The following is a 23,387-nucleotide window of genomic DNA, read 5'->3' as shown; positions in this document are numbered from 1 at the left end:
CTGCGTACGCCATCTCTGTGCACATGGCATGGCGCAATACTGCTTACCTCCCTCACTAGCATGAATGCCGAAGATACCCTGAGTATGGAGCCCCACCTTGAGGCCGCGTCCGAGGCAACCGCATTGCGCATCGGCGACCTTCTGGTGCGTGCCGGTAAGCTCACCCCGCGTGACTTGGAGCGGGCGCTCGGTGCGCAAGAGGAGATGGGAAGCTTGCTTGGCCGTGTGCTGGTGCGGCTAGGGCTTGTATCCGAAGTGGATGTGGTCCGCACGCTGTCTACGCAATTGGGCATAGCGTTTGTGCCTGCGGACGAATTTCCGGCGGTACCGCCGGAAGTGGAGGGGCTGCTGCCCGAGTTTCTGGCGGCCAATGTCGTGTATCCGCTACGCCTGGAGGGCGGCTGTCTCGAGGTAGTCATGGCCGTTCCGCAGGATGCCTTTGTGGTGAAGGCCCTGCATCTGGCCACCGGCTTGGAAATCAGACCGCTCCTTGGCATTGAGAGCGAGATCGAGAAAGCGCTGGCGCAGCCCATCGAGGAGGCCAGTAGCGAAGGTGACGACGGTTTCTCTGACGACTCTGACTCCGGCGACTTTGTTGAGCACCTGAAGGACATGGCCAGCGAGGCGCCGGTGATCCGACTGGTCAACACCATCATCGGTCGCGTGATCGAACTGCGTGCGTCGGATATCCACCTTGAGCCCTTTGACGATGGGCTGCACGTGCGTTATCGCGTGGATGGTGTGATCCACACGGCAGAAATCGTTTCGCCCAAGCACAGTGCTGCGGTCAATTCCCGCGTGAAGCTGCTGGCGCATCTGGACATCGCCGAGCGACGCTTGCCACAGGACGGTCGCGTCAGAACGCGGGTCAAGGGGCGCGAGCTCGACTTGCGGGTATCCACCGTCCCCACCGTGCACGGTGAGAGTGTGGTGATGCGGGTCCTGGATCGTGCCAGCGTCCGCTTCAGTCTGGAGAAGATGGGTTTTGCTTCCGACACCCTGGCCCGTTTCAATGGGTTGCTGGCGCGGCCACACGGCATTGTGCTGGTGACTGGTCCAACGGGTTCGGGCAAAACCACGACGCTCTATGCAGCCCTCTCCAAGCTGGATGCCGACGCGCAGAAGATCATCACGGTCGAGGAGCCAGTCGAATATCAGCTGGAGGGCATCAATCAGATCCAGGTTCACCCGCAGATCGGCTTGACCTTCGCAAGTGCTCTGCGCTCCATCCTCCGGCAAGATCCGGACATCATCATGATTGGTGAAATGCGGGATGGTGAAACCGCGCAGATCGCTGTGCAGTCAGCGCTCACCGGCCACTTGGTGCTCTCCACGCTACACACTAACACCGCCGCAGGTGCTGTTATCCGCATGAAGGACATGGGCGTGGAGAGCTATCTCATCACGTCCTCCGTCAATGGCGTGCTGGCCCAGCGCCTGGTGCGTACGCTTTGTACGCATTGCAAGGAACCCTATATTCCGTCGCCTGAAGTGTTGAAGACTTCCGGCCTTGGGCGTTTCCACGATCCGGCGCAGCCGATCTACCAGGCACGGGGATGCGAGCATTGCCGCAACGGTGGGTACCAGGGGCGAACCGGCATCCATGAACTGTTCGTGATCGACGAGCCGATGCGCCGCGCCATCCTGGATGGTAAGGATGCCAGTACGCTGAACGATATTGCTGCACAGGCCGGCATGCTGTCGCTCTACCAGGACGGCCTTCGCAAGGTGTCCGCCGGCGTCACGACGCTGGATGAGCTGATGCGCGTGACGCAGGACCAGGGCGATGCCTGATTTCGCATGGCGCGCCGCCCAAGCGGCGGGGCAGATCGTTCAGGGGCATATCACTGCCGAGACACCCGCGCATGCCATGAAGCTGCTGCGGGAGCGTGGGTTGACGCCTCTGAAGATTGAGGACGCCGCTCCCGGTACTGCTGCGCAGCCTGCACTTGCAGCCGGGCCGGGCCGCAAGCAGCGCGCTGCGCAGGGCCCAGTCAATCAGGCTGACGTTTTGGCGCTGACGTCTGAACTGGCCATCATGCTGAAAGCCGGCCTGGCGCTGGATAGCGCGTTGCGCGTGCTGATCGAGATGAGCCACAAGCCCTCGGTTGCTGCCATGCTCCAGCAGACGCTGGAGGACGTTAAAGGTGGGACGCCGTTGAGCCGGGCACTTTCGCGCAATCGTGAATTGTTCGGGGACTTCTACATCAACATGGTGCGCTCCGGGGAGGCTAGCGGACAGCTATCCTCGGTGCTGGCCCGGTTGGTCGAGCACATGGACCGCTTGCGTGCCCTGCGTGAAAGCGTTATCTCCGCGACTATCTATCCGGCCATTCTGCTGGGTGTTGCGGTTATTTCCTTGGTCGTGATGCTTGGTTTCGTGGTGCCGCAATTCGAGAAGCTGTTCCAGGACATGGGTGATGCGCTTCCCATGCCAACGCGAATCGTGATGCATCTGGGGCATGCTTTTTCCGACTATGGCGTGGTGATGGCCATAGGCGCGGCGCTGCTGGGGTGGTTTGCGGCCCGCCGCCTCAAGTCTCCTGCAGGACGCGCCTGGTGGCAGGCCCGCTTGCTGAAGGTGCCGGTCATCGGACGCCTGATGTGGAAATACGAACTTACGCTTTTTTCCCGCTCTCTGGGAACGCTGCTGGGCAATGGCGTGCCCATGCTGGCTGCGCTGCGCATTGCCACGGAAACGGTCAGCAACACGGTGTTAAGAACGCCATTGGAGCAGGTCGCTCCCATGGTCAAGGATGGCGGAAAGCTGGTCAATGCAGTGGCGGCGACCCAGATTTTTGAACCGCTCGCCATCAACTTGATCCGAGTCGGGGAGGAGACGGGACGCGTCGGCCCCATGATGCTGGAGTTGGCCAACATCCTCAATCGCGAAGTTGAGACGGGTATCAAGCGCGCGCTGACGCTGGTCGAGCCAGTGCTCATTCTGGTGCTGGGTTTCCTGATTGCGACCATCATCGTGTCCATCCTGATGGGCATTCTGTCGATCAATGACCTCGCGGTATGATCTTTTGCTGTTGAAGGAACTGGAATGGTGAGTATTCACACACGTCGTGTCCGTCGCGCTTCGCGCGGTTTCACGCTGATCGAATTGTTGGTGGTGTTGGCCATTCTGACCATGCTGGCAGGCTTGGTCGGCCCGCGTGTGCTGGGGATGTTGGGGGGCGCGAAGTCCAAAACGGCCGCAGTGCAGATCGCGGACATCGAAAAGGGCCTGGACCTATTCAAGCTTGATGTCGGCCGCTATCCCGCGACGGAGGAGGGGCTGAATGCGCTGGCGGTCAAACCTGGTTCCGCGAATGGCTGGGCGGGTCCCTATCTGAAGGGGGGCGTGCCCTCTGATCCTTGGGGACATCCGTACAAGTACGCGAATCCTGGTGCCAATGGCGGGATCGATATCATCTCCTTTGGTGCCGATGGTGCACCCGGTGGTGATGGCGAAAACGCTGACATCCAGAACAAGCAGTAAGACCCTCTACGCGTATGAAGCGGCCTCGGGGTTTCACCCTGGTCGAGCTCTTGGTCGTCTTCGCCATTGCCGCGCTCATCGTCGGTATTGCCCCGCTGGCATTCGATCGTCTGCGGGAATCGGCTGAGTACCGGAGTACGCTGCGAACCCTTGTGTCGGACATGCGAATGGCGCGGTGGCGTGCCATGTCCAGCGGCACCGAGACCCGGTTCAGTGTCGACCTGCGGGAGCGTTGGTACGGTCTGGATGGCGCACCACGACACGCTTTGGCGTCGGCGTTAACTTTACGGGCTACCGTGGCCAGCCAGGAGTTGGAGAGCAGCGGCGTGGCATCCATCCGCTTTCTGCCGGGAGGTGGTGCCAGTGGCGGCAGTATTGATTTGCTTCGAGCTTCAGGCGCCGGGGTGCGTCTGCGGGTGGATTGGTTGACCGGCCGGGTGGAGCAGGAGCCGATTGCGCCGTGAATGCCGCACATGCATTCAGGCACCAGCGCGGTTTTTCCTTATTGGAGATGCTGGTCGCTTTTTCCATCATGGCGTTCTCGCTCGCCATGATCTACCGCGTCAGCGGTGGCTCTGCGCGCAATGCGGGGGAGCTTGAACACTACCAGCATGCAGCCCTGCTGGCAGAGTCTGTGCTCAATCTGCGTGACGCTGTTCCGCCGTCCGGTTGGAATGACCGTGGTGAATCTGCCGGTTACCGATGGGAGGTGCGCAGTGCTCCATTTCCTACCAGTGTGAATGGCCCTGCGGTGCCACCCCTGCATGAAGTGGCGGTGGGCATCTCGTGGTCGGAAGGCGGGACTGAAAAGCGCTATGACCTCGCAACCTTGCGGCCGCAGGCGCGCCCCCTGGCCGGGGGGCTCCAGCAATGAGTCAGGTCTGCCGGCGGCCCACAGCAGCTTTGCGCGCCAGGGGATTTACGCTCGTGGAAATTCTGGTGGCCATCACCTTGCTGGCCATAGTCATGGTGGCCCTGGGGGCGGCCATGCGTGGCATGGTGCAGACCGAGTCGAAGGTCTCTGAGCGCCTGACCCGGCTGGATGATTTCCGCACTGGCACGGGCTTCCTGAAGGGCATTCTGGGCCGGGTCTATGCCAAGAAGAGTATTGCAGTTCAAAGTGAAGGCCAAAGTACCTTTGTGTTCCAGGGCACGCCGGCGGGTGTGGCGTGGATCGGCGTGATGCCCCCCCGATATGGGGCTGGTGGGCGCTATTTCTTTCGCCTGGCGCCTGAGTCTGTTGCCGGGCATTCGGCATTGGTCATCCGCTTTGTCCCATGGCGGGATGCACCGGGGTTCCCGGATTGGTCCGGCGCGGATTCGCGTGTATTGGTCGAAGACTTGACGGGTTTTTCCATCCTCTATGAGGACAGCACCGTCGATGGTCCTCGCTGGAGCGCGTCCTGGGCAGTCCCCGAGCGTCTGCCTACACGAGTGAACATCCGCGTATCTACAACTACCAGTGTTTGGCCCGATCTGGTGTTGCCGCTGCGGCAATTTGGCGGGCGTTCCATCACGGGCGGCGCAGTGATTGGGGGCAGTACCTCATGAGGATCAGCCTCGTTCGGCAGTCGCCGCGGCTTCAAGCGGGAATGGCGCTTGTAGCCGTCCTGTGGATCGTGGCAGCCCTGAGTCTGATGTTGACAGGCATGACGCGCTCAGTCCGTCAGGAGGTGCGCTCTGCGACGACTGCACGTCAGGCGGTCGAGGGCCGTGCTGTAGCGGAAGCCGCAATCAACATGGTGTTGCAGCAGATGGTGGCGCAGCCCAATGCCGTCAATCGACTAATGTCGATTGATGTGGCATTTCGCGGCGTGCCTACGCGGGTGCAGGTATTCCCAATGAGCGGCCTAATCGATCTGAACAGCGCTCAGCCCGCATTGCTGGAGGCGCTTTTTGCTGTTGCCGGCGGCATGCCTCCTGCAGCGGCGACGGCAGGAGCGCAGGCGGTAGTGCAGTGGCGAATGCAACGCGATTCTGGGGGGCGTACCTTTGGTTTCGATGCACCCGAGGATCTCATGCTCGTGCCGGGCTTCCCTTATGACGTCTATGCTAGGATCGCGCGGCTTGTAGCGGCTGGCCAGACAACGGGTGGCACGGTCAACCCCTTGTCTGCTCCGGACGGGGTCTTGCTGGTTCTGGCAAAAGGCAACGTGCAGGTGGCTGCGCGTATAGCGGCCGCACGGGACACAAATGCTGTGGGCGTTGATTTGACGCAGCTTGAGGGCTCGTTCATCAGCAGCATAAACTCGCGCGCCTACCGCCTGATTGCAAGTGTGCCGCTGTCGGATGGCGTCAGCATGCGTTTCACCCAGGACGTTACTTTCCAGGCCGGAACACAAAGCGAACTTCCATGGCGTATTTTGCAGAGCGGCGGCGTTGTCGTGCTGCCGCCTGGTGCAACTGATCGGCAATGACGCTTTTATCCAATGACTTTCGGCTATTCGGTGTGGATTTGCGCTCTGGAGTGCAGGGCCTTGCCACGCTGTGGGGCCACGTGCTGCAGGGGCCTTTCTTTGGCTGGTTGACAGAGCCCGCTGCCGTGCGCGTCCTGCGCGCCAATGGCAGTGCGGAAACCTGGCGCGACGAGCATCTGCTTGCGCCCGGGCAAGAGAAGTCTCCGCAGGAGCGGCCGCGCTTCGCTGCTGTCGAAATTCCCGATGCCATCGTATTGCGGCATGCCACGACAATGCCGGCCATGCCGCAAGCGCAAGTCGCAGATGCCTTGGGGTTGGAGATACAGAGCATCAGTCCCTTTGCTGCTGGCAGCCTTGTATGGGGATGGCGCGCGTGGCCTGCCAGCGGTGCCCGGCTCCAGGTCGAGGCGGCCCTTGCCTCGCGAGCCCATATCGAGCGCCTCTTGCTTTCTGCGGCCCAGTCCTTGGCTGTGGAGCCGCGCCAACTGGAGGTCTGGGTGATGCCTTCACTCCCCGGGCCGACGGCTGCGCCCATCGTGCTGCAGGGTTTTGGCGAAGGCGCGCGGGCAGGTGATGCGCAGCGCCGGCAGCGCCGGGCATATTCCTTCCTCGCGATCGGCGCTTGCCTGCTTGGCTTGATTGCACTTACGCCGTCAACCCAGTTGTGGCTGCGTGCACGTGATGCCGCAGCCTCTTTTGCCGAAGTCCAGCAGCGGACCCGACCGGTTGTCGAGTTACGCGAGCAGTTTGTCCGCTCTTCCGGCAGGCTCAAGGCGCTGGAGTCTGCCGTGGGCGAGAGTGCTGCGCCCTTGCGTGTGCTGGAGATACTCACCAACGCGATTCCAGACGACACCTTCATTCAGACGCTGCAGATTGAGGGCCTCAAGATTTCACTCAGTGGCATGACCGAGAATTCAGCGGCCTTGATGAGTCGCTTGGGGGGGACTCCCGGCATACGGGAGCTCAAGGCCTCTCAGGCCGCAACGCGGCAGCCGGGGGCGGCCAAAGAGTCTTTTGGCGTGGAGTTTGTGTTGGACATACCGGGAGTGGTCCCGCGTACGGCGGTAGCCAAGGTGGAGGCGTCAGCTGCAACAATGCCTACACCTCCAGTGCCAGCTCCAGCTCCGGTATTGGAGAGCCCTGCCCCTACGCCCGCACCTGTCAGCCCGGCGCTCTTGCCTGCCGCTCCTGGCAAGCCTGCCTATCCGCCACTGGCGCCGGCCGAACAACCGCCCGCGCCGGGCACGACGAGCAACGCGCCCAATGCATCCGGTGCGCAGGTCGATCCTCTTAGCCGCGCAACCATTGGTGGCCGTGCGTCGTCCCCAGCCCCTGCGCCCAATCCATAAGAGACGGGAATGACCTTGTACCTTCGTCGCCAGGATCGCATTGCGCTTGCATGCCTGGGTTTCCTGTTGCTGCTGCCGGTTGGCGTGGGCATCTACTACGTCGCCTCCAAGCATGCCGAGCTTACAGGGAGCATAGACCAGATTGAACCGCGCTACGCGCGTCTGCTGGGGCTTGAGGCATCCAGGCCAAAGCTCGAGGCGGCCGAAACAAGCGCCCGCGCCACACTGGAGAAGTTCACCTACCCGGCAGGCCAGGATGCCACGCAGGCTGGCAACGATGCCCAGCAGAAGATTCGTGCGGTGCTTACCGCTGCCAAGCTTGATATCAGCAGCAGCCAGGTGCTTGCACCGAAAGCAGATGGCGACATGGAGCGCATCCCGATCAGCGTGAGGGCTGAGGGGGAGTTGCTCGCGCTTCAGGCGGCGTTGGTAGGCCTGGGCAGCCAGAATCCCGCGATCCTGATCGACCGCGTGAACATTCAGGCCAGTAGCTATCTTCGTCCTGAAGTCAGCCGCTTGATGGTGCAATTCTCGTTCTACGTGCTGCGAGCCCGGTCATGAGCGCTAGCCTTGCCCTGATGGCGCGCAACGCGGCGCCTCGTGCCGTGGTCTGGTCTCCAGTCGTGCTGCTGTTCGTCCTTGCGGCCCTGTGGATCGGCCCGTCGGGGGCATTGCGCAACGCCCAGTGGGAGCGGCCACAAGCGTTGATGCCAGATATTTCTGATGGCAGTTCTTCTGCACTGGACGCTTCTCGCAACACTGACCCCAGCCAGTTCGTTGCCATTCTGGAGCGGCCCCTCTTCTCGCCCACGCGCAAGCCCCCGCCACCCAAGATCGTGGAGAAGACCGAGCCGCCACCGCCACCAGATCCGCTGGAGAAAGTCCGCATCCTGGGCGTCTTCTCGAGCACGGCTGGAGGGGGCGCCATTGCCGATGTGGAAGGAAAGGCGCGCCGCGTTCTGGTCAATGACATGGTCGGAGCATGGAAGCTCGCCTCCATTGGTAACCGCGATGTGACCTTCAAGCGCGGAACTGAAACCCGTGTGCTGAGCCTTGTTCGAGCCAAGCCAGCGCCCCCAGGGCCCGCCACGTTCGTACAGGGTGGGGTTCCACGCAGTGCAACGGTGCCACCGCCGGTGGCGCCAGCCCCGGCGGCCCAGCCGCCGCGTGCCGTGGGGCTTCCCATTCCAATGCCGGACGGATCGTTTCGGCTCGCGCCCCCCTGAGCATTGGCGGGTCTAGTTGCATGAAAACTCCGGTCCGCAGAGCAGGTCGCGCAAGCCGCGCTCCGCAAGCCACGAAGGTGGTGGATTTTCACGATGGTCCCGTGCTGCGTTGCGGCGCTTTGGCCGCTTTGTTCTTTTATCCGGGCCGCTTCTGCCGCGAGCTCGCTAGTCACCGATAGCCCGTATGAACCATCTTCGCATCGCCACGTTCTCTGCCCTGGTTGTGGCTGTATCCAATGGCGCCTGGGCCCAGCAGACCACTCCGCCGCCGCAGGCTGCGACGGCGACATCTGCGGCGATCGGTGCGTTGGACACTACGCCTGCCGTAGCGCCGACAGACGCCGTTGATCCTGCTCCCGCCGCGGCCGATGCGGCCAAGGAGCCGCGCATCATCCTCGGCAACGACCAAGTCATTGCTCCGCCCAAGGCGGGCATTCGGCCCATTAGCGGCGCGCCGAGTTCCTTCAAGTTCGAAGAGGCGCCCATTGCTGAGGTGGCCAACGTCATTCTGGGCGAAATCGCCAAGACTGACTTCGTCTTCCATGGCCAAGTCAACGGCACCGTCACCCTGGCCACGCGCGAGCCAGTCACGCCGGACCAGGCCGTGTTTCTGCTGGAAACGGCATTGCAGGCCAATGGATTGGTCATGGCGCGCGATGCCCGTGGCACCTACCACATCGGCAAGCCCGAAGCTCTCAAGGGCATTGTGGCCGCACCGCGCCAGGCGGTGGGCGGCGCCCTGCCGCCTGGCTTTGGCGCCGTCATCGTGCCCCTGCGCTATATCGGCGCCGGCGAGATGGCCGCGATCCTGCGTCCCATTGCCGGCGGCGATGCGCTGGTGCGGGTGGACACGGTCCGCAATCTGCTGGTCATGGTTGGGACGCGTGCCCAGGCCGAGGGCTGGCTCGACATCGTCTCCACCTTCGATGTGGATCTGCTCAAGGGCATGTCTGTTGGCGTGTTCCCGCTCAAGTACGCAACGGTGGCCGAGGTACAGGCGGCCTTGCAGATTGTCAGTGGCGGTGGCCAGCCAACAACGGGGGCATCGCCGTCGCGCCCAGGTGGCCCTGCTACCGCAACCGCATCCACGCCGGCCGCGTCTTCGCAGGCGGCGGGCGCGGCGGCGCTGGCAGAGGCCAATCCGCTTTTTGGCGCGTTGCGCATCATGCCGATCGAGCGCATCAACAGCATCCTGGTGGTAACGCCGCGTGCCGCCTATCTGGAAGAGGCGCGCCGCTGGATCGAGCGGCTTGACAAGCCCAGCAGCAACGGCAGCGAGCCCCAGCTCCATGTCTACAGCGTGCAGAACGGCAATGCGCGCCATCTGGCCGAAGTGCTGAGTGGCATTTACGGCGGTAGCTCTGGCAATGCCAGTGGCGGAACCGGCATTGCACCCGGCCTTGGATCGTCTTCGGGCATTAGCAACGGGCTCAGCAATAACAGCTTTGGCGGCAGTGGTGGCTTCGGTTCCGGCGGCTTTGGCGGCAGCGGGTCTTCAGGCGGTGTTGGCATCGTAAGCGGCGGCGGCTTTGGTGGCACTTTTGGCGCTTCTGGCGGCTCAGGGGCGTTTGGTGGTAACAACAGTAACAACAGCAACAGCAACCAGCAAGCCGGGCGCGGTGGTGGGGTCAGTGCGGTGACCATCGGCAATGGCGTGCGTGTCATTGCAGACGATGTGAACAACGCCGTGCTCATCTACGCTTCCAACAGCGAGTTCCTCAAGATCGAAGCTACGCTCAAGCGTCTGGATGTGCGTGTACCCCAGGTGCTGATTGAAGCTAGCATCATTGAAGTGACCCTGAAGGGGAATCTTCAGTACGGTCTGGAGTGGTCGTTTCAGAACGGTGGTCGCGGCTTGACGGGGATTGGCCAGCTAAGCAATGCCAACAACACGGTGGCCGGCTCGTTGGCCGAGGCTGCATCCGGATTTTCTTACGCAATCACCAACTCTTCTGGCGCAGTTCGGGCCGCGCTCAATGCTTTGGCCTCTGATTCGCTGGTCAAGGTGATTTCCAGCCCATCATTGATGGTCATGGACAATCAAGTGGCATCGATCATGGTCGGCGATCAAGTGCCAATCCAGACCGGTACTACCATTGTCACGGGTGTAGGCACTACAAATAGCTTCCAGTACAAGGATACAGGGGTGCAGTTGCAGGTGCTGCCCTCCGTCAACGCGGGCAACATCGTGACCATGCAGCTTAGCCAGGCGGTAACGGACGTGGGCACGATACGGGACCAAGCCACTGGGCAATATCCTTTCCGTCAGCGTCAGATCACCAGCAAAGTAGCGGTGCGTTCTGGAGAGGCGCTTGTGCTTGGCGGCCTGATCCGTGACAACACAGGCAATGGAAACAATGGGATTCCCTTCCTCAAGGACTTGCCCATTGTGGGGGCTGCCTTCGGCAGCACCACGGTATCCAAGGACCGCACCGAACTCATCGTCATCCTCACGCCGCGCGTGGTCCGAGCCGACGAAGACATCCGCGATGTCGGTGCCGAAATGCGCGACCGCATGAAGGGAATTTTTTCGGATGACCGCTTGTCGAACCAGGGCCGTGCGCCCGTGGGCGCATGGGGTTCGGTGGTGGATCAGTCACCGGGCGCGTCGAAGCTGCCCAACCCCGCCACCTACATCAAAACTCCCAATTGAACCTAGACCAAGAGGCCTTGTCCATGTTTCGCTCCTACAGCATCCGTTCATCCGACCGTAGCGTCCCATCTTTGCATGTGCCTGCAGCCCTGCGTCGTGCAATGCAGGCTGCAACTCTTGTGGGCGCCGGCCTGTGGTTGGCGGGTTGTGCCTCGGTAGTGCCGCAAACGCCTGAGCAGGCCATCACCCAGCGCGCTGCAGAGCGGTGGAAGCTCATGATGGCGGACAAGTTCGATGCCTCCTATGAGTACACGGCGCCCTCCTACCGTGCCCTGAAGGATGTCAAGGCCTATCGCCTTAACTATGGCGCTGCAGGAGGGTGGACTGCGGCAGAGGTGGCCAAGGTCACCTGCGCGAGCGAGGCGAGCTGTACGGCTGTGCTGAAGATCGCCATCAAGAACCCTACGCCCATTCGCTCGCTGCCCACGCTGACGACGGCCCTGGATGAAGCCTGGGTGCTTGAGGACGGGCGCTGGTACTTCCTGCCGCCCCTGTAGCACGGCAAGTAGGTCTTTAAGCCCGACGCAGGACGCAAGCGTCTTTGCGGTCGAAGCGATTCGGAAGGGGGGGTTAATGCCCCCCTCGGCGTTTTCCCTGGGGCGCTTCTCACCTGCGGGGCAATCAATTGCTTCCTTGCCGTTGGGCGTCAACTGCGAAGCCTTTGCCAAAATTTGTAGCAAGGCGCTATCGCAATGAGGCGGGCAACCCTTGTCTTGCTGATGCGCGTTGTTGCATGTGTTGGGGACACATCCTGCAAAAACGTGACGTAATTCGCTATAAAAAGTTTGACGTTGCTCCACACTCCGGCTACTCTTCGGTCCGCTCTCGACGAGACGTGGGTGCGCGAGGGAGGACGTTGGTACGTTCTGCTGTCTTTGTGATACTTATTAACGGCAATGTGGCATTCAAGATTGCTACATTAATGTCCGATGTATCCAGGGGTGTTGCGGGTGGCCAACAAAAAAAGGGCGTGTGAGTCAAAAACTGCTGACACCAAGCTCTCCCTGCTAACATCTCGTGGCGTACACGCTCTTTGTAGTTGCGCTTACCAACTTTTTCCATGGAGTTATTAATGAAGAAGAGTCTTCTGTCTCTGAGCATCGGCGCCTTCATCGGCGGTCTGACGCTCGCTGGCGCAGCCAATGCAGCTACGTCTGTTGCTGGTACGGGTGCAAACCTGACGGCCCCCACTGCAACTGGCCTGGCGCTGAACGCAGGTGGTATCGGCCACATCGGCATCATTCCTTACTTCAGCACGCAGAACGGCAACCACACGCTGATCAGCATCACCAACACCGACACGGTGAATGGCAAGGCTGTCAAGGTGCGTTTCCGTAGCGCCGCCAACTCCGATGACGTGTTTGACTTTACGCTGTTCCTGTCGCCTGGCGACGTGTGGACCGCTGACGTCAGCCGTGACGCCACCACCGGCCTGTCGCAGCTGTTCACCGCCGACAATTCCTGCACGCTGCCCGCAGCACCGGCTCTGAACCGTACCTTCATCACCGACCGCCTGCCGGCCGTGACGACCAGCTTCACGGCTGACACGCGTGCCTCGTGGACCCGCGAAGGCTACATCGAAGTGCTGAACATGGCTGACGTGCCACCGGTGTTCGCTGCTGCCCAGACGTACGCCACTTATGGCGCTGCTACGACTACCAACGCCCTGTACACCACGACCAAGCACAATACTGCTGGCGCCGTGGCTTGCGATAGCGCTGTTCTGTCGAAGTTGGTCACCAACGCTGCTCTGACCGAAGCCCAACTGGGTGCTCTGGGTCTGGACAGCCCGACCGGCGGCCTGTACACCAACGCTTTCATCATCAACTCCGCCAACGCTTACCAAGCTTGGTCCACGGAAGCCACCGCGGTTCAGGCTGTGAACGGTACGGCCAATGCGATTGGTCGCGTTGTGTTCGCAGGTCAAACCAGCGATGCCGTGACTGTCGGAACGGCTGCTACGCTGACCGCTGATCCCCTGCTGGCTGCTGGTACGTTGAGCCCGATCGAGTTCGACTTCCCGGATCTCTCCACGCCTTACACTGGTACGGCTGCAGCCTCGGCGGCTCTTGCCGCCACGCAAGCGACCAACCTGTCTGCCGCTCTTGCTGTCACCAGCATCAAGAACGACTACAGCACGCTGGCTGCTATCGGCTCCAAGACGGATTTCACGTTCTCGATGCCGACCCGTCGCTACGCTGCGGCAGTGAACTATGCTGGCACCGCGCCGGCACTGGTGTTCAACGCTGCCAATGCTGGTCATTTCGCCGCTGCCAACACGACTCTGTCGGGTAACCTCGCTTGCGTGGCGCCCGGTATTGCGAATGCAGTGACTGGCTACAGCCGTTCGGAGCAATTCCTGACGAGCGGTGCTGTCGTGTCCCCGGGTACGGCTTCTGCCCTGCGCTTCTGCGGTGAAGTCAGCGTGCTGACCATCAACAACGACGCTAACGCTCCGGCTGGCAAGGGCGTGCTGGGCGCTACGGTTGCCGTGCAGAACGTCTACACCAGCTACCAAGAAGGCTGGGTGAACATCTCCACTCCGGGTCTGGGTGCTGGTCTGCCGGTGTTGGGCTCTGCCTACACCAGCGCCGTGGGTGCCGCTGCTGCTGGCCTGTCGACCAACTACGGTTGGACGTACGCTCACAAGTTCACGAAGTAAATCCAGGCTAGTGTTTGGGTAAGCGCGCCTAGCCTGCAAAGGCTGGGTTGCTAAAGGGCAGGAGGGGTAACCCTCCTGCCCTTTTTTTGTTGGGTGCGCCATGGGGGTATGGTGTCGCGCCGAAGTGGGTGTTGCACAATAAGCGGCTTTTGGGCCTGTTGTTTCCTATGTCGACTCATGTGATCTCACCGTTGCCCGCTGCGGCATTCCCAGGGCGTCGTTCGGCTCTCTCCCGGTTTGTGACCCATTCCCTGATGGGGGGCTGTTTGGCCATGGGCATGCTGTCTTGCGCATGGGCGCAGCAAGCCGTGCTTCAAGGTGCCAGTGGCATCCAGATAACCAATGCCGATTTGACGGCGGAATTGCTACGCATACCTGGTGCGGCCGAAAGCAAGGTGTTCAGCAAACCCGAGACGGTGTCTGCTGCCGCGTCCAATCTCTACACCCGGCGCGCGCTTGCAGCCGAGGCAGAGAAGGCTGGCTTGGAGCAGGACCCTCAAGTCATCGCTTCCCTGCGTATCGCACGCGATCGCGTGCTGTCCGATGCACGCATTGCCCAGATCGACAAGGCCGCTGCGCCGGATGCGGCGGCACTGGAGAAGTACGCGCGTGCCCAGTACAACGCGAAGCCCGAGCAGTTCCGTGCGCCGGAGGAGGTCCGCGTGCGGCATATCCTGATCCGCTCCACCGAGCCGAATGCCAAGGCCACGGCGGAGAAGCTGCTGGCCGACCTGAAGGCTGGGGCTGACTTCGCGGCGCTGGCCAAGGAGAAGTCCGGCGATCCTGGCAGTGCTGCCAAGGGCGGGGACCTGGGCTTCATCAAGAAGGGGCAGATGGTGCCGGCCTTTGAGCAAGGCGCTTTCGCGTTGCAGAAGCCGGGCGAGCTGTCACCGGTGGTGGAGACGAACTTCGGCTTTCACATCATCGAATTGGAAGAAAAAAAGCCTGTGTCCCTGTTGCCCTTTGATGAGGTGAAGAAGGGCTTGATGGACGATGCCCGCGCCAAGGTGCTGGAGGATGCGCGTGCCGCCAAGTCTGCCGCCTTGCTGAAGGATGCCAAGTTTGACGAAGCGGCCATTGAGGCTTTCTCCAGCGGTTACCGCTGACGTCTGGGCCAACTCGGCTTCGGTCTGAATGCCGGGTTCTTGTGCCCGGCTGACTTTTTCCACTTCTGTTGAATACCATGCATGTGCTGGATGACGTCCGCGCCCTGTGGCGCGCGCGTGCGTTGGTGGCCGTGATGACGCGGCGTGAGATTGCGGCGCGTTATGCGGGTGCGGCCGGCGGCATTGCCTGGGCTTATGTGCAGCCGCTGCTGACCGTGGCGGCGTACTTCTTGGTGTTTGACGTGGTGTTTGCCATGCGGCTGGGCGAGAACGCGCCCACGCACCGTGCAGGCGCCTACCTGATCGTGGGTTCGCTGCCCTGGATGGCGTTTTGCGACACGCTGGGCCGCACCATGAACAGCCTGCTCGATGCGGGCAGCGTGCTGCAGAAGAATGCGTTGCCGCCGGTGCTGTTTGTGGCGCGCTCGGCCTTTGCCAGCAGCATCGTGTACGCGCCGCTGATCTTGCTGTTGGCGGTGGCTTATATCCCGGCCCACCATATGAGCCCTGCGCTGCTGGCGCTGCCCGCGTTGCTGGCCTTGCAGGTACTGCTGTGCCTGACGCTGGGCTACCTGTTGGCCATCCTGGCCGCAGCGCTGCGCGATACGGTGCAGATCGTGGGCTTTTTGCTGTCGGTGGGCATCTTTCTGTCGCCGGTACTGTTCCCGCTGAGCCTGTTCCCTGCTGCATGGCGCTGGGTGCTGTGGCTCAACCCGATGACGCCGCTGCTGTTGGGCTACCAGAACGTATTGCTACAGGGCGCATGGCCTTCCTGGGCGTCCTGGGCTGGCGCGGCGGTGTGGTGGCTGGTGGCGGCAGCGTTGCTGGCGCTGGCGGTGCGCCGTAGCCGTGAGCAACTGGTGGACTGGCTATGAGCCAGGTGCAGATCTCTGACGCGCCGGTGCTGCGGGTGTCCACCGTGGGCAAGGAGTATCGCCTTTACGCCTCACCGCGCGACCGGCTGAAGGCCCTGGTGACGGGCCGGCGCTACCACCGCAGCCATTGGGCGCTGCAGGAGGTGTCGTTCGAGCTGCGACGCGGGCAGTGCCTGGGCGTCATAGGCGACAACGGCGCGGGCAAAAGCTCGCTGCTCAAGCTGCTGGCAGGCACGGTGCAGCCGACCACGGGGCGCATCGACCGCATCGGCCGTGTCACGGCCATCCTGGAGCTGGGGGCGGGCTTCCATCCCGACTTCACCGGGCGCGACAACCTGTACTTTGCGGGCAGCCTGATCGGCATCGGCCAGACCGACATGCAGCGCCTGGAGCCAGAGATCACCGAGTTCGCCGAACTGGGCGATGCGATCCACCGGCCGGTGAAAACCTATTCGTCGGGCATGGTGGTGCGCCTGGCGTTTGCGCTGGTGACTGCGGTGCAGCCGGATGTGCTGATCATCGACGAGGCCCTGGCTGTGGGCGACCAGCATTTCCAGAAGAAGTGCATCGAGCGCATCACGGCCTTCCGCAAGGCGGGCTGCACGATCCTGTTCTGCTCGCACAGCCCGTACCACATCCGGCATCTGTGCGATGTGGCCCTGTGGCTGGATGGTGGGCGGGTGCGCGAGATCGGGCCGACCGAGCCGGTGCTGGGCGCCTATGAGATGCATACGCGCCTGCGCAATGCAGAGGATGGGCTGGATATTGCCGATCCGATGCCGGGTGAGGACGAGGGCTCCGCTGCAGGGGCAACTGCGCCGATACAGCTGCCCGCGAAGGAGGATGGTGCTGCCTGCATCGTGTCCTTGACGGTTGCGGGCTTGGGCGCGGGGGAGCCGCCGCTGCTGGAGAGCCGTGACCTGGTGGCGACCATCACGGTGCGGGGGCGTGGGAATGAGCGGCCCAATATTGGCTTCATGATCGAGCAGTCGCGCGGCTCGGGCATCACCTCGCTGGCAACGCATGAGGAGGGTGCGGTCCCGGTCCTGGGGGAGGATGGGCTGTGGCGATCGGTGCTGAGCTTTCCAGACCTGCCGCTGCACAGCGGTGAATATGTGGTGAGCGCCTTTCTGTTCGATGAAAGCGGCCTGATCGTCTACGACGAATGGCTGCGCTACCTGCACTTTCGCTTTGTGTCGCCTACGCTGATGCCGGGCCTGGTGCGCTTGCCGCACCGCTGGGCCTGATGAGAGGCGTGCTTCCTCTTGAGCGCAAAGCGCCAGGAGGGGTTTTCAAAAATGATAGCTACTAGCCCAGGCTGCATAAGGGCTATTGGCATATTTCTTATAAATTCCTGCAGCGCTGCCTATCAAGGGTGGCGGGCTGCATGGACATGAGGTGCTGTTGATGAATCAATCCCTGGACGGACGTCTGCCGGCCGATTGGCTGGCCATGGGCCAGGCGCATTTGGCGGCGGGAGAACTGAAAGCTGCTGCCGATTGCCTGGAGCGTGCGCGCCAGCATGGCGAAACCCGTTTGACTGCCCACAACCTGATAGAGCGGCACGGCCTGGAGGGCGCATTCACCAGTTGGATGGGCTGCCCTTGCGAGATCGCTCCGGCCGACGATATCTTTCGGTTCTTTGCGGACCACCCGCTGAGCATCAACCCGCTGCGGGATTATCTGGCGGATGGCTGGCGCACCTTGTCGGAGCTGATGCTGCTGTTGGAGGCCGTTGACCAGCCCTTGCTGAAGACGCCGCGCTTTCTGGAGTTTGCCAGCGGCCATGGCCGGTTCACACGGCATCTGGTGAAGGCGCTGGGGGCGCACCGGGTGACGGCTAGCGATGTGGTGCCTGACGCCGTGGACTTCTCCCGGGACGCGCTGGGCGTCACGGCGCTGTTGTCGTCGCGCGAGCCAGAGGCGTTGGCTTGGCCATCGCGCTATGACGTGGTCTTTGTGCTGTCGCTGTTCAGTCATCTGCCGCGCCGCACCTGGGGGCGCTGGCTGAAGAAACTGTTCGAGGCGGTTGCGCCGGGCGGGCTGCTGGTGTTCTCGACCCACGGCGCAGAGGCCGCGCATCGGCAGGGCGTGCAGTGGGATGGCGATGGCTTCTACTTCGCCGCCGCGAGCGAGTCGCAGGCCATTGACGTGGCAGACTACGGGACGGCCTTTACTTCGCCGGCCTTCGTGGAGGCGCGCATCGCCGAGGAAATCGGCGCTGCCGGGCAACTGGCCCATTTCGCCCCCCAGCATTTCTGGCACCACCAGGATGCGTACGTGGTGCGCCGCCCTGGTTGATCCGTTTCTCTATCTTCTGATTTCTCACGCCCTGGATTTCCCCTGCCATGCACGCAAGTTCCCTACAGCACGTCGAGCGCCTGGTGCGTACCCATTTGGCTGATCGTCCGGCGCTCGATGTCGTGGACATCGGCAGCTATAACGTGAACGGCAGCTATAAGCCCTTCTTCGATCGGGCGGGCTGGCGCTACCGCGGTGTCGACCTGACGGCCGGCCCCAATGTCGATGTGGTGCTGACCTCGCCCTATCGCCTGCCATTCCCCAGTTACTCCGTCGATGTGGTCGTGTCGGGCCAGGCATTCGAGCATGTCGAGTATTTTTGGCTTACATGGCTGGAGATGGCGCGGGTGCTGAAACCCGGTGGCCATATCTTTCTGCTGGCGCCATCCCGTGGGCCTGAGCACCGCTACCCCCAGGACTGCTGGCGCTTCTACCCGGACGGCTACCGGGCCCTGGCGAACTACGCTGCGCTGGAGCTGCGCGAGGTGTCCACCGACTGGGAGCCGCATGCGGACCCCGACAGCGCGCCATGGGGCGACACCGTGGGGGTGTTCCGCCAGCCTGATCTGGCGTGGATGACCCGCTTGCGCCGTTCGTTGATGCAGCAACTGCGTTACGCGCTGCTGCCTGGTTACCGGACCTAGGCGTTCAGCCAGGTCTTGATCCGGGTCTGCCAGCGCAGGGGCACGGCGCGGGCAATGCTGCGCAGCCCCGGTGCCGAGCGCAGCCGTATCAGCGTGCGCAGCAAGCCGCGCCGCGCGTGCAAGCCTGCCTGCCCGGGCAGGTCGGTGCGGTCCGCTTGGTGGGCGGCCACGAACTCGCGCGTGAGGGGCGCCGCCGGCGGTGCGGATGGCATCTGGTCGAGGTGGGTCAGGTAGTCGCGGGCGTAGTCCCAGTCGCTGATCAAGGCCTCGGCCCCGACGTTGCTTGTGACCGCCCAATAGGGCGCTGGCGACGTGCCGGTGACGAAGTGCCGGGCCCGAATGTCTTCGAAGAAGTGCAGCCATTCACCAGCAGAAGCGGCCCAGGGCTGCAGCCAGCTCCACTTGCGTCCGCTCAGCCGCTCTGGAAAGGCGCCCAGATCCGGTGCCACCACGGGCACGCCGGCCTGCAGGCAGGCGCTCAGGGTGTAGCTATAGGTTTCCGGCCATTGGGCGGGGAACCACACCAGATCGGGTTTGAGCCACTGCAGTAGCGCGGGAAGCTCGGCCTCGTCGTATTCGCCGTAGACGCTGAGCGCGCTCTTGGGTTGGGTGCGCAGGCTGCGGTAGGCGTAGCCCAGCAGATGGAATTCCACCGGGGCGCCGCGCTTGTGGGCCTCGGTCGCCACGTCTTCCAGTACATCGGCGCCCTTGATCGGGCTGAGCGCGCCGATGACCACGACCTTGAGCGGCGCGTTCTCTGGCAACTGGCGTGGTTCGGGTACGGGGAGGGGGCCTGTGCTGGATACGTCGGTATGGGGCGCCAGGCGCACATCGGCCTGCGGCAGGTAGCGCAGGAAGCGGCGCGCGGCATCACGGCTGGGCACCAGTACATGGCGGGCACGGATCACGAAGCTGCCATAACGCGCGCGCCAGGCTTCTATGCCCATGCCGCCCGGGGCCGGGCTGCTTTCCAGGCAATCGATGCACTGGACGAGGCCTTCCTCGCCGCAGTAGGCATTGCGCTTGTCTGTCATGGAGATCTGCGGGCACAGGGCGTAGAAGTCGTGCGCGGTGAAGTCAAAGGGCAGGCCCAGTCTTTCGGGCAGCGCCATGACTTCGGCTCCGTGTCCCAGCAGGTGGTGGTAGTGGATATGGCGTACGCCCAGTGCCTGCAAGGTGGTCACGAGCTCGTCGAACTCCTCGGGCAGGCGGAACATCAGGGCCAGGGCCTCGTCCTGGCCCACCAGCCGCAGCAACACGCCGCCGGCCGTGGGCGTCAGCATGAAGAAGCTGGCGCGGTCGTGCAGGTGCTCCGCCAGCTCGCCCACATGCCGCAATGTGCCGCCCTGGCGGTCATGCATGACGGCCAGGACCACCGGCAGGCCACGCGCCTGCACGCGGGCCAGGTCCACCGCCTGGCGCGCACCGCGGGCCGGGTCGTCGGCAATGAACCGGTGAACGGTCGATTCGTAGTGTGGGTACATGCGCCGCAGCGTTTCCATGGCGGCGCGTTCGCGCGGGCTCTTGCCCGCGCCGAAGCTCACGCCACCGGCGTGCATGACGAAGGTGTCGAGCGCATGCAGATTGCGCCACCCGGCAGCCGTTGCGCGCAGGCAGAAGTCGTTTTCCTCGCCGTAGCCCTTGCCGAAAGCCGCAACGTCGAACAGGCCGACTTCGGCCAGGCTGTCGCGCCGGATGTACATGCAAAAGCCGATGCCGGTCGGCACGTCGACCGCCTGCCCGGGGTTGGCGGCGGCGAAGAGTTTGTCCAGCGCCGCTGTGTCGTAGCCCGCTGGCAGGTCGTTGTCCTGGCAGAAGCGTGGATAGCTGCAGATGGTGGCGTTGTTGGAGAAGGGCGTGACCGAGGCCACGCGGGCATCGGAGTAGGCGGCGCGGCGCAGGCGGTCGAGCCAGTCATTGGCGACTTCGGCATCGCTGTTGAGCAGCACCACGTCATGCGCGTCGCTGAGGGCCATGCCGCGGTTCACGGTTCCGACGAAGCCCAGGTTTTCTTCGTTCTCGAGCAGCAGGTAGCGGCTGTCCTGGCCGTCAATGCTGCGCAGCCATTGTGTGACTTCGGGCTCAGGGCTGGCATCGTTGATGACCACCAGGCGCAGCGGTGTGCTGCAGCTCTGGGCTAGTACCGACTCGATGCAGCGGCGCGTGTCCTCCAGCCCGCGGTAGACCGGGACGATCACGTCCACCGGTTGTGCGGGCGGTGCCACGGGGTGCGATGCGCGGGGCTTGGCTGTGTTGGCGCCGGCAGATGGCTTCAGCCATTGCCGGAGCAGCAGCTTCACCTTGACCAGCGGGCGGGTGGCGCGGAAGACGGTGGACTGCTCGATCCAGCGCAGATGGGTGGCGAGCTGGTCGAATTCACCCACCAGGCGGTGGTGGTCGGACTTCAGCGCGTTGAGTTCGGCGTTCAGTCCGCGGCGCTGTTCCTGCAGCAGCTTGTTCTGCTCGGCCAGGTGCACGCGCTGTTCGCTGACGTTGGCAGCTTCCGCGCGTTCGCGCTGGAACGCCCGCTCCTGGGCTGCGTGCTCGGCATGATCGGCTGCGGCTTGTCGGCGCAGTTCCTCGATGCGCTGCGCCAGTGGCGTGACGCTCCCGGAGAGCGCCAGGTAGTCGGCCGACATGGGCCAGCCCAGTTCCACTTCCAGCGCGCTGGCGCCTGTCATGGCGTCAGTGGGGGCGGGCAGCTGGATCCAGGGATCGTCGCCATGCAGCAAGACCATGGCCGCGTTGGGCAGCAGGGCGTTGTGCGAAAGCACCATTTGCTGGTGCGGGGCGTCCAGGAGTGCGCCAAGGCCATCAGTGGCCGCATCCCAGCGCCACAGTGCTTCGCCATGCGCGCCGCGAAGGGTCAGCGCGTGCAGATGCAGGAAGCCGGGGCGGTCTGCTGGGTCCAGCCGCAGTTGGGTGGCGCCCGACCCGCTGGGCAGGTCAAAGCGCAGTACCTGCCGCGGCTCGCCTATGGCGCCTATGGCCGTGAGCTTGGATGCCTCGTCGTAGCGACCGTCCTGGCCGAGGTACAGCTCAGCCGTGAAAACGGCCCGGCCATCTTCGGGGCCTGTGGGCAAGGGGGCGGGCAATGCATCCGCCGCTGCTGGCCGTGTGCTGGCAATGAACTGGTAGGTGAGGGCGTCCGGCCGCGCCAGCAGGTAGCGGGCCACTGCTGGCGGGAGGTTGTCGAAGGCCACCTTGAATTCGGATGAGGCGAGTTCACGCCGGATTTCCTCCAGCCCGTCCAGCGACCAGCCGGCTTCCTGGAGGAAGCGGGCCAGTGAGCGGCGTGTGAAGAATCGCAGGTGCGTGCTGTCAAGCAGGCCTTCTTCCCGATAGCGGAACTCGCCCAGCATCAATTCGCCGATCAGGCCGCAATAGGCCGCATTGGGAATCGAGATGAGTACTTGCCCCTGGGGCGTCAGCAGCGTGCGCGCGGCGTCCAGGATGCGCGAGGGCTGGCGCAGGTGCTCCAGCACGTCGGCACAGACGATGGCGTCATAGCGCATGCTCCCGAACATCTGCGCCAGATCGCAGGTGTCGAGGTCGGCAACCTGCAATTGCCGGTAGTGCGGGCGCGCATGCGCGGCTTCCTGTTCGTTGAACGTGACGCCATCGACCGTGCATTCCCTGGTTTCGCGTAGGTACTGGCCCAGGGCGCCGCTGCCCGTGCCCAGGTCCAGCACGGTGGCACCACGGGAAATCAGCCCGGAGAGGACTGACAGGGATGTGCGTTCATCGTCTTTGATTTCTCGGAGATATACATGCAGATCTCCTATCTTTTGCGTCATCCCGGGATTATGCCGGGCGGCCCTGGCCGGATAATGCCCGCTTTTCAGGAGCATTCTGGCTTGTGCGACCGAGGCGTGAAGAGGCGTAAAGATTTGGGAAATGGGCTCACGGTGTCCGTGGTGAGCCATGGCCATGACGCCTGGTTGCCAGGGCTCCTGCAACAGTTGGCGCTCACTGGCGCGGGACAGATAGTGCAGGTGATTCTTACGCACAACCTGCCGCCAGCAAACGGGACCCTGCAGGATGCGGGCTGGCCGTTCCAGCTGACGCAGATCGTGAATACCGCACCGAAGGGCTTTGGCCCCAACCACAATGAAGCATTCAAGCAGGCCCAGGCGCCGCTGTTTTGTGTGCTGAACCCCGATATCCGCTTGCCGGACCCGTCACTGTGGCCGGCCCTTTGCGAGGCGGCGTCCTTGCCCGGCGTTGGCTGCGCCTACCCGCGGCTGCTGGACACCGACGGCACGCAGCAGGACAGCGAGCGTGCGGCGGTAACGCCCTGGGCCCTGTTTCGACGGCGCGTGTTGCGGCGCGCTGATGCCCGGGTGGACTGGGCCAGTGCTGCCTTGTGGGTGCTGCCATCCTCGGTCTACCGGCAGTTGGGCGGCTTTGACGAGCGGTACTTCATGTACTGCGAGGATGTGGACTTTTGCCTGCGCTTGCAATTGGGCGGCTGGCGCTTGCTGCACGTGCCGGCAGAGGCGGTGCACGAGGCGCAGCGCGCCAGCCATCGGCAGCGGAGCCATCTGGTCTGGCACCTCCAGAGTCTGTGGCGGCTGTGGACCAGGCCTGTGCTGTGGCGCTATCTCTGGACCCGTGCGAGTCGTCGCTCCCCCACATGAACCTAGCCAGAACGTGGCCGCCGGTAG

The 23,387-nt window shown here is 63.2% G+C and carries 20 protein-coding genes; 19 read left to right on the top strand and 1 reads right to left on the bottom strand.

Annotation, left to right across the window (positions count from 1 at the left end):
* Window positions 1–84: 84 nt before the first annotated feature.
* The 18 genes from AAFF27_23910 (at window position 85) to AAFF27_23825 (ending at window position 18,720) form a co-directional block, all read left to right on the top strand.
* On the top strand, window positions 85–1,794 hold the full coding sequence (locus tag AAFF27_23910; protein XAH26313.1) for an ATPase, T2SS/T4P/T4SS family: 1,710 nt from the start codon (window positions 85–87) through the stop codon (window positions 1,792–1,794).
* Window positions 1,787–3,025 (top strand): type II secretion system F family protein, encoded by a 1,239-nt coding sequence (locus AAFF27_23905; GenBank protein XAH23002.1) that lies wholly within the window; start codon window positions 1,787–1,789, stop codon window positions 3,023–3,025. Before AAFF27_23910 ends, AAFF27_23905 begins: the two co-directional genes overlap by 8 nt.
* Before the next feature lie 24 nt (window positions 3,026–3,049).
* Window positions 3,050–3,487 carry a type II secretion system major pseudopilin GspG gene (gene gspG / locus AAFF27_23900; protein XAH23001.1) on the top strand — a complete coding sequence of 146 codons (438 nt, stop codon included), beginning with the start codon at window positions 3,050–3,052 and terminating at the stop codon, window positions 3,485–3,487.
* A gap of 14 nt (window positions 3,488–3,501) precedes the next feature.
* Window positions 3,502–3,951, top strand: a complete 450-nt coding sequence (locus AAFF27_23895; protein ID XAH23000.1) for a GspH/FimT family pseudopilin — start codon at window positions 3,502–3,504, stop codon at window positions 3,949–3,951.
* Window positions 3,948–4,361, top strand: coding sequence for a prepilin-type N-terminal cleavage/methylation domain-containing protein (locus tag AAFF27_23890; GenBank protein ID XAH22999.1), 414 nt, complete (start codon window positions 3,948–3,950; stop codon window positions 4,359–4,361). Before AAFF27_23895 ends, AAFF27_23890 begins: the two co-directional genes overlap by 4 nt.
* Window positions 4,358–5,038 carry a prepilin-type N-terminal cleavage/methylation domain-containing protein gene (locus AAFF27_23885; GenBank protein XAH22998.1) on the top strand — a complete coding sequence of 227 codons (681 nt, stop codon included), beginning with the start codon at window positions 4,358–4,360 and terminating at the stop codon, window positions 5,036–5,038. Before AAFF27_23890 ends, AAFF27_23885 begins: the two co-directional genes overlap by 4 nt.
* Window positions 5,035–5,904, top strand: coding sequence for a type II secretion system protein GspK (locus AAFF27_23880; protein XAH22997.1), 870 nt, complete (start codon window positions 5,035–5,037; stop codon window positions 5,902–5,904). The genes AAFF27_23885 and AAFF27_23880 overlap by 4 nt, the downstream gene beginning before the upstream one ends.
* Window positions 5,901–7,253 carry a PilN domain-containing protein gene (locus tag AAFF27_23875; GenBank protein XAH22996.1) on the top strand — a complete coding sequence of 451 codons (1,353 nt, stop codon included), beginning with the start codon at window positions 5,901–5,903 and terminating at the stop codon, window positions 7,251–7,253. The genes AAFF27_23880 and AAFF27_23875 overlap by 4 nt, the downstream gene beginning before the upstream one ends.
* A gap of 9 nt (window positions 7,254–7,262) precedes the next feature.
* On the top strand, window positions 7,263–7,814 hold the full coding sequence (gspM, locus tag AAFF27_23870) for a type II secretion system protein GspM (GenBank protein ID XAH22995.1): 552 nt from the start codon (window positions 7,263–7,265) through the stop codon (window positions 7,812–7,814).
* Window positions 7,811–8,479: a hypothetical protein gene (locus tag AAFF27_23865; GenBank protein XAH22994.1), complete on the top strand. Its 669-nt coding sequence runs from the start codon at window positions 7,811–7,813 to the stop codon at window positions 8,477–8,479. The genes gspM and AAFF27_23865 overlap by 4 nt, the downstream gene beginning before the upstream one ends.
* A gap of 184 nt (window positions 8,480–8,663) precedes the next feature.
* Complete coding sequence (gene gspD / locus AAFF27_23860) at window positions 8,664–11,132, top strand: type II secretion system secretin GspD (protein ID XAH22993.1); 2,469 nt, start codon at window positions 8,664–8,666, stop codon at window positions 11,130–11,132.
* A 101-nt stretch (window positions 11,133–11,233) separates the two neighbouring features.
* Window positions 11,234–11,629 (top strand): hypothetical protein, encoded by a 396-nt coding sequence (locus tag AAFF27_23855; GenBank protein XAH22992.1) that lies wholly within the window; start codon window positions 11,234–11,236, stop codon window positions 11,627–11,629.
* Window positions 11,630–12,204: 575 nt separating this feature from the next.
* The gene (locus tag AAFF27_23850) at window positions 12,205–13,794 is read left to right on the top strand and encodes a cell surface protein (protein ID XAH22991.1); all 1,590 of its coding nucleotides are present in this window, start codon (window positions 12,205–12,207) and stop codon (window positions 13,792–13,794) included.
* 179 nt (window positions 13,795–13,973) lie between these two features.
* Window positions 13,974–14,900, top strand: a complete 927-nt coding sequence (locus AAFF27_23845; protein ID XAH22990.1) for a peptidylprolyl isomerase — start codon at window positions 13,974–13,976, stop codon at window positions 14,898–14,900.
* Window positions 14,901–14,977: 77 nt separating this feature from the next.
* Window positions 14,978–15,775: an ABC transporter permease gene (locus tag AAFF27_23840; protein XAH26312.1), complete on the top strand. Its 798-nt coding sequence runs from the start codon at window positions 14,978–14,980 to the stop codon at window positions 15,773–15,775.
* Window positions 15,772–17,022, top strand: coding sequence for an ABC transporter ATP-binding protein (locus tag AAFF27_23835; GenBank protein ID XAH22989.1), 1,251 nt, complete (start codon window positions 15,772–15,774; stop codon window positions 17,020–17,022). Before AAFF27_23840 ends, AAFF27_23835 begins: the two co-directional genes overlap by 4 nt.
* Window positions 17,023–17,182: 160 nt before the next feature.
* On the top strand, window positions 17,183–18,076 hold the full coding sequence (locus AAFF27_23830) for a class I SAM-dependent methyltransferase (GenBank protein XAH22988.1): 894 nt from the start codon (window positions 17,183–17,185) through the stop codon (window positions 18,074–18,076).
* A 47-nt stretch (window positions 18,077–18,123) separates the two neighbouring features.
* On the top strand, window positions 18,124–18,720 hold the full coding sequence (locus AAFF27_23825; protein XAH22987.1) for a class I SAM-dependent methyltransferase: 597 nt from the start codon (window positions 18,124–18,126) through the stop codon (window positions 18,718–18,720).
* Here the strand turns inward: AAFF27_23825 and AAFF27_23820 are convergent.
* Window positions 18,717–22,517 carry a methyltransferase domain-containing protein gene (locus AAFF27_23820; GenBank protein XAH22986.1) on the bottom strand — a complete coding sequence of 1,267 codons (3,801 nt, stop codon included), beginning with the start codon at window positions 22,515–22,517 and terminating at the stop codon, window positions 18,717–18,719. The two genes, AAFF27_23825 and AAFF27_23820, sit on opposite strands and share 4 nt — an antisense overlap.
* Here AAFF27_23820 and AAFF27_23815 point away from each other — a divergent pair.
* Window positions 22,491–23,360 (top strand): glycosyltransferase, encoded by an 870-nt coding sequence (locus AAFF27_23815; GenBank protein XAH22985.1) that lies wholly within the window; start codon window positions 22,491–22,493, stop codon window positions 23,358–23,360. The genes AAFF27_23820 and AAFF27_23815 overlap by 27 nt on opposite strands.
* Window positions 23,361–23,387 lie beyond the last annotated feature (27 nt).

Source organism: Xylophilus sp. GW821-FHT01B05 (genome assembly GCA_038961845.1).
Taxonomy (GTDB): Bacteria; Pseudomonadota; Gammaproteobacteria; order Burkholderiales; family Burkholderiaceae_C; genus Xylophilus.
This window is presented reverse-complemented; position numbering and strand designations above follow the sequence as displayed.

What these genes read in the sequence shown, in the direction of transcription:
- AAFF27_23910 (XAH26313.1), top strand. Translation starts at nt 85, where the DNA reads ATGGAGCCCCACCTTGAGGCCGCGTCCGAGGCAACCGCATTGCGCATC.
- AAFF27_23905 (XAH23002.1), top strand. Translation starts at nt 1,787, where the DNA reads ATGCCTGATTTCGCATGGCGCGCCGCCCAAGCGGCGGGGCAGATCGTT.
- gspG (XAH23001.1), top strand. Translation starts at nt 3,050, where the DNA reads ATGGTGAGTATTCACACACGTCGTGTCCGTCGCGCTTCGCGCGGTTTC.
- AAFF27_23895 (XAH23000.1), top strand. Translation starts at nt 3,502, where the DNA reads ATGAAGCGGCCTCGGGGTTTCACCCTGGTCGAGCTCTTGGTCGTCTTC.
- AAFF27_23885 (XAH22998.1), top strand. Translation starts at nt 4,358, where the DNA reads ATGAGTCAGGTCTGCCGGCGGCCCACAGCAGCTTTGCGCGCCAGGGGA.
- AAFF27_23880 (XAH22997.1), top strand. Translation starts at nt 5,035, where the DNA reads ATGAGGATCAGCCTCGTTCGGCAGTCGCCGCGGCTTCAAGCGGGAATG.
- AAFF27_23875 (XAH22996.1), top strand. Translation starts at nt 5,901, where the DNA reads ATGACGCTTTTATCCAATGACTTTCGGCTATTCGGTGTGGATTTGCGC.
- gspM (XAH22995.1), top strand. Translation starts at nt 7,263, where the DNA reads ATGACCTTGTACCTTCGTCGCCAGGATCGCATTGCGCTTGCATGCCTG.
- AAFF27_23865 (XAH22994.1), top strand. Translation starts at nt 7,811, where the DNA reads ATGAGCGCTAGCCTTGCCCTGATGGCGCGCAACGCGGCGCCTCGTGCC.
- gspD (XAH22993.1), top strand. Translation starts at nt 8,664, where the DNA reads ATGAACCATCTTCGCATCGCCACGTTCTCTGCCCTGGTTGTGGCTGTA.
- AAFF27_23855 (XAH22992.1), top strand. Translation starts at nt 11,234, where the DNA reads ATGCAGGCTGCAACTCTTGTGGGCGCCGGCCTGTGGTTGGCGGGTTGT.
- AAFF27_23850 (XAH22991.1), top strand. Translation starts at nt 12,205, where the DNA reads ATGAAGAAGAGTCTTCTGTCTCTGAGCATCGGCGCCTTCATCGGCGGT.
- AAFF27_23840 (XAH26312.1), top strand. Translation starts at nt 14,978, where the DNA reads ATGCATGTGCTGGATGACGTCCGCGCCCTGTGGCGCGCGCGTGCGTTG.
- AAFF27_23835 (XAH22989.1), top strand. Translation starts at nt 15,772, where the DNA reads ATGAGCCAGGTGCAGATCTCTGACGCGCCGGTGCTGCGGGTGTCCACC.
- AAFF27_23830 (XAH22988.1), top strand. Translation starts at nt 17,183, where the DNA reads ATGAATCAATCCCTGGACGGACGTCTGCCGGCCGATTGGCTGGCCATG.
- AAFF27_23825 (XAH22987.1), top strand. Translation starts at nt 18,124, where the DNA reads ATGCACGCAAGTTCCCTACAGCACGTCGAGCGCCTGGTGCGTACCCAT.
- AAFF27_23815 (XAH22985.1), top strand. Translation starts at nt 22,491, where the DNA reads ATGCAGATCTCCTATCTTTTGCGTCATCCCGGGATTATGCCGGGCGGC.
- AAFF27_23820 (XAH22986.1), bottom strand. Translation starts at nt 22,517, where the DNA reads ATGACGCAAAAGATAGGAGATCTGCATGTATATCTCCGAGAAATCAAA.